The sequence below is a fragment of the Pseudomonas sp. KK4 genome (assembly GCF_001984065.1).
Lineage (GTDB): Bacteria > Pseudomonadota > Gammaproteobacteria > Pseudomonadales > Pseudomonadaceae > Aquipseudomonas.
Genome location: NZ_LYVP01000203.1, coordinates 1 through 4,842, shown reverse-complemented (window position 1 = coordinate 4,842; position 4,842 = coordinate 1). Strand labels below are relative to the sequence as shown.

Genomic DNA, 4,842 nt, shown 5'->3' with positions numbered 1-4,842 from the left:
GAAGCGGCCCCAAACCCAGACACCCCATTTCTCCATACACACCGCATGCACAGGTCTTGCGACTGCTGCGCAGCCGGACGGGAGTGAACTCCCTCGCCACAAAGGCCCGTTACCCCCGGGTCAATCCCTGGGCAGTAACTCATCAATCATGCGTAAACAATGATTCAACCCCGGCGACACGTCGCCCACTCGGCGGCTGAGGATGATCGGTGAGGTGGCGTTGTCTTCGAGCAGGGGGGTGAAGCCGATGTCGTCGCGGTGCAGCAGTTGTACCGAGGCGGGGACCAGGGTGATGCCGATGCCGGCGCCTACCAGACCGATCGCGGTCTGCAGTTCGTTGGTCCACTGCGCCACGTGGATGCTCACGCCATAGGACTCGAACAGCGCAATCACATGGTCGGCGTAGCTGGGGCGGGGGTTGCCGGGGTAGAGCACGAAGGGCTCCCGGGCCAGGTCGCGCAGGCTGATGGGGCCGGCCAGCAGCGGGTGGCCGGCGGGCAGGGCGGCGACCAGGCGGTCTTCGGTGAGCACGGTCTGGACGATCGCCGGGTCATCGATGCGAATCCGCCCGAAGCCGATATCGATCCGCCCGGCCTTGAGCGCCTGCACCTGTTGCAGGGTGGTCATCTCCGACAACCCCAACTCCAGTTCCAGCGGTTCGCCACTGCGCAAACGGCGGATCAGCTCCGGCAACACGCCATACAAGGTCGAGGGCGCAAACCCGATCCCCAGCCAGGTCTTTTCCCCCAGACCGATGCGCCGGGTGTTGTCACACACCTTGGTCAACTGTTCGAGCAGCGCCGTGGAATGCTCATGGAAAAACCGCCCTGCATCGGTCAATTTCAGCGGCCGTCCGCGCTCGAGCAGGATGACTCCCAGTTCATCCTCCAATTGCTGGATCTGCCGGCTCAGGGGCGGCTGGGCAATGTGCAGCAGTTCCGCCGCCCGAGTGAAATTGAGGGTTTGAGCCAAAACCTGAAAATACCGCAGGTGACGCAGTTCCATGGAGCCTCCGATCCAATTGCTTTTGCATACCTTTAAGGTATCAAGTCAGACCAATTCTATATTGGCATCCGAAAAAAAGCCGTACCAGAATCGGTTCCAGAACTCCAAGAACCTGATGGGTATCGAAATGCTTGCTTCCGCCATTGAATCGATCGAGACGATCATCGTCGATCTGCCGACCATCCGCCCGCACAAGCTGGCGATGCACACCATGCAGAACCAGACCCTGGTGATCATTCGCGTGCGTTGCGCCGATGGCATCGAAGGCATCGGTGAATCCACCACCATCGGTGGTCTGGCCTACGGCAATGAAAGCCCGGACAGCATCAAGACCAACATCGACACGCATTTCGCGCCGTTGTTGATCGGTCAGGACAGTGGCAACGTCAACGCCGCCATGCTGCGCCTGGAGCGCAGCATCCGTGGCAACACCTTCGCCAAGTCCGGTATCGAAACCGCGCTGCTCGACGCCCAGGGCAAGCGCCTGGGGGTGCCAGTGAGTGAACTGCTCGGCGGCCGGGTGCGCGATGCGCTGCCGGTGGCCTGGACCCTGGCCAGCGGCGACACCGAAAAGGACATCGCCGAAGCGGAAAAAATGCTCGACCTGCGCCGCCACCGCATCTTCAAACTGAAAATCGGCGCCGGCGAAGTCAACCGCGACCTGGCCCACGTGATTGCGATCAAGAAAGCCCTGGGCGACCGCGCCAGCGTACGGGTCGACGTCAACCAGGCCTGGGACGAAGCCGTCGCATTGCGCGCCTGCCGCATCCTCGGTACCAATGGTATCGACCTGATCGAACAGCCGATCTCGCGCAACAACCGCGCCGGCATGGTGCGCCTCAATGCCATGAGCCCGGCGCCGATCATGGCCGACGAGTCCATCGAGTGCGTGGAAGACGCGTTCAACCTGGCCCGCGAAGGCGCGGCGTCGGTGTTCGCCCTGAAAATCGCCAAGAACGGCGGCCCGCGCGCCGTGTTGCGCACTGCCTCTATCGCCGAAGCGGCGGGGATCGCCCTGTACGGCGGCACCATGCTCGAAGGCGGCCTGGGCACCATGGCCTCGGCCCATGCCTTCGTCACCCTGAACAAACTGGCCTGGGACACCGAGCTGTTCGGCCCGCTGCTGCTGACCGAAGACATTCTCAGCGAACCGCTGGTGTACCGCGATTTCGAGCTGCATGTGCCGAAAACACCGGGGCTGGGCCTGAGCCTGGACGAAGAACGCCTGGCGTTTTTCCGCCGCGACAAAACTTCCACTGCCATTCATCAAGCCTGAGGAGAGCATTATGCTGTTCCACGTAAAGATGACCGTGAACCTGCCGGTCGACATGAATCCAGAAGCAGCCGCCAAACTCAAGGCTGACGAAAAAGCCCTGGCCCTGCGCCTGCAGGATCAAGGCAAGTGGCGACACCTGTGGCGCATCGCCGGGTACTACGCCAACTACAGCGTGTTCGACGTCGACAGTGTCCAGGAACTGCATGACCTGCTGATGCAATTGCCGTTGTTTCCGTACATGGCCATCGAAATCGACGCGATGTGCCGGCATCCTTCTTCCATCCGTGACGATGACCGCTGAGTCCAGCCTGTTCAGCTCGCTACGCCAATAATTACAAGATGAGGAACCGATAAAATGAACGTCAAGATTTCCCACACTGCCGAAGTCCAGACATTTCTCGAAGAAGCCGCCGGCCTGCACAACGATGCCGGCGATGCGCGGACCAAGGCGCTGATCTACCGCATCCTGCGGGACTCGGTGAACATCATCGAAGACCTGGCGGTGACCCCGGAAGAATTCTGGAAAGCGGTCAACTACCTCAACGTGCTCGGTGCACGCCAGGAAGCCGGGCTGGTGGTGGCGGGCCTGGGCCTGGAGCATTACCTGGACCTGTTGATGGACGCCGAAGACGAGCAGGCCGGCAAGTCCGGTGGTACTCCGCGCACCATCGAAGGCCCGCTGTACGTGGCGGGTGCGCCGCTGTCCCAGGGTGAAGCGCGTCTGGACGATGGCGTCGACCCGGGTGTGACCCTGTTCATGCAGGGCCGGGTGTTCAATACCGCGGGCGAACCCCTGGCGGGCGCCGTGGTGGATGTGTGGCACGCCAACACTGGCGGGACCTACTCGTACTTCGACACCACCCAATCGGAATTCAACCTGCGTCGCCGTATCGTCACCGATGCCGAGGGCCGCTACCGCTTCCAGAGCATCGTGCCGTCGGGCTACGGCTGCCCGCCGGACGGTCCGACCCAGCAACTGCTCGATCAACTGGGCCGTCACGGCCAGCGCCCGGCGCACATCCACTTCTTCATCTCCGCGCCGGACCATCGTCACCTGACCACCCAGATCAACCTCGATGGCGAGAAGTACCTGCACGACGACTTCGCCTACGCCACCCGCGACGAGCTGATCGCCAAGATCACCTTCAGCGACGACCAGGCGCGTGCTGCGGCCCACGGTGTGAGCGGCCGTTTTGCCGAGATCGACTTCGACTTCACCCTGCAATCCTCGGCCCAGCCTGAAGAGCAGCAGCGTCACGAACGGGTTCGCGCCCTGGAAGATTGATCAATACCCACGGGGGAGAGGCCGCACACACATACTGTGTGTGCATCGAACCCCTGTGGGAGCGGGCTTGCTCGCGAATACGGTCTGACATTCAAAATCACTTTTGACTGACACACCGCCTTCGCGAGCAAGCCCGCTCCCACATGTGGGTCCTGTTGGTTCAGGAACAAATACATTCCACAGGTCAGTCCACTGACACACCGTCGCCAGGACTGTCTTAGAATGACTCGAAGCACCCCATAACAACAACGAGAGTGACCCGATGATGCAAGCGCAACTGCTCAGTCAGCGCAGCACGGTTTTCGATCAGGCCGACCCCCACGCGGTGTCGGGCTACGTCAATCAGCACGTCGGTAACCATTGCATCCTGATGCCCCGTACCGGCCACCCCCTGGCCAGTCTCAACCATCGCAAATTCGCCAGCCTGGACCTGTGCCGCATCAGCTACGGCGGCAGCGTTCGCGTCACCTCCGGCGCGCTGGAAACCATCTATCACCTGCAAGTGCTGTTGCGCGGCCATTGCCTGTGGCGCGGGCACGGTGGCGAACATTATTTCGCCCCCGGTGAGCTGTTGCTGATCAATCCCGACGACCCGGTGGACCTGACCTACTCCGACGATTGCGAAAAATTCATCCTCAAAGTCCCCACGTCGCTGTTCGAATCGATCTGCGCCGAGCAACGCTGGCGTTATCCGGGGCAGGGCGTGCGATTCCTGGAGAACCGTTATCAGCTCAACGAACTGGAAGGCTTCGTCAACCTGCTGGCAATGATCTGCCAGGAGGCCGAGGCCACCGAGCAGATCCCCAGGGTGCAGGAGCACTACGCGCAGATCATCGCCAGCAAGATGCTCAGCCTGATGAAGACCAATGTCAGCCGCCTGGAGATCGGCTCCCAGGCCGCCTCGTTCGAAGCCATTGCCGATTACATCAGTAAAAACCTCAAGCACAACCTCGACAGCGAAGCCCTGGCGCGCCAGGCACACATGAGCCTGCGCTCGTTGTATGGCCTGTTCGAACGCAATGCCGACACCACGCCGAAAAACTACATCCGCCAGAAACGTCTGGAACGCATCCACGCCTGCCTGAGCGACCCCACCTGCCCCGTGCGCAACGTCACCGAAGTGGCCATGGACTACGGCTTCCTGCATCTGGGAAGGTTCTCCGACAGCTACCGCAGGCAGTTCGGCGAATTGCCGTCCGACACCCTCAAGCGCCGGAACTGACCGCATTGGCAGCTCGGACCCCGTGGCGAGGGAGCTTGCTCCCGCTGGGTTGCG

5 protein-coding genes are annotated in these 4,842 nt (G+C 61.7%); 4 read left to right on the top strand and 1 reads right to left on the bottom strand.

The features are described 5' to 3' along the window. Positions 1-120 precede the first annotated feature (120 nt). Entirely contained in the window at positions 121-1,005 is an 885-nt protein-coding gene (locus B0W55_RS28655; protein ID WP_077049267.1) for a LysR family transcriptional regulator, read from the bottom strand. Positions 1,006-1,132: 127 nt separating this feature from the next. Between B0W55_RS28655 and B0W55_RS28650 the strand changes: the two genes are divergently transcribed. The 4 genes from B0W55_RS28650 to B0W55_RS28635 all read left to right on the top strand — a co-directional run bounded on the left by B0W55_RS28650 (position 1,133) and on the right by B0W55_RS28635 (position 4,788). Continuing rightward, the gene (locus tag B0W55_RS28650) at positions 1,133-2,281 is read left to right on the top strand and encodes a muconate cycloisomerase family protein (protein ID WP_175645586.1); all 1,149 of its coding nucleotides are present in this window, start codon (positions 1,133-1,135) and stop codon (positions 2,279-2,281) included. A gap of 10 nt (positions 2,282-2,291) precedes the next feature. Next, a complete protein-coding gene (gene catC, locus B0W55_RS28645; protein WP_077049266.1) occupies positions 2,292-2,582 on the top strand; it encodes a muconolactone Delta-isomerase in 291 nt (96 codons plus the stop codon). Positions 2,583-2,636: 54 nt separating this feature from the next. Then, positions 2,637-3,566 carry a catechol 1,2-dioxygenase gene (gene catA / locus B0W55_RS28640; protein ID WP_077049265.1) on the top strand — a complete coding sequence of 310 codons (930 nt, stop codon included), beginning with the start codon at positions 2,637-2,639 and terminating at the stop codon, positions 3,564-3,566. A gap of 262 nt (positions 3,567-3,828) precedes the next feature. Beyond that, positions 3,829-4,788 carry an AraC family transcriptional regulator gene (locus B0W55_RS28635; protein ID WP_077049264.1) on the top strand — a complete coding sequence of 320 codons (960 nt, stop codon included), beginning with the start codon at positions 3,829-3,831 and terminating at the stop codon, positions 4,786-4,788. The last annotated feature ends 54 nt before the right edge of the window (positions 4,789-4,842 follow it).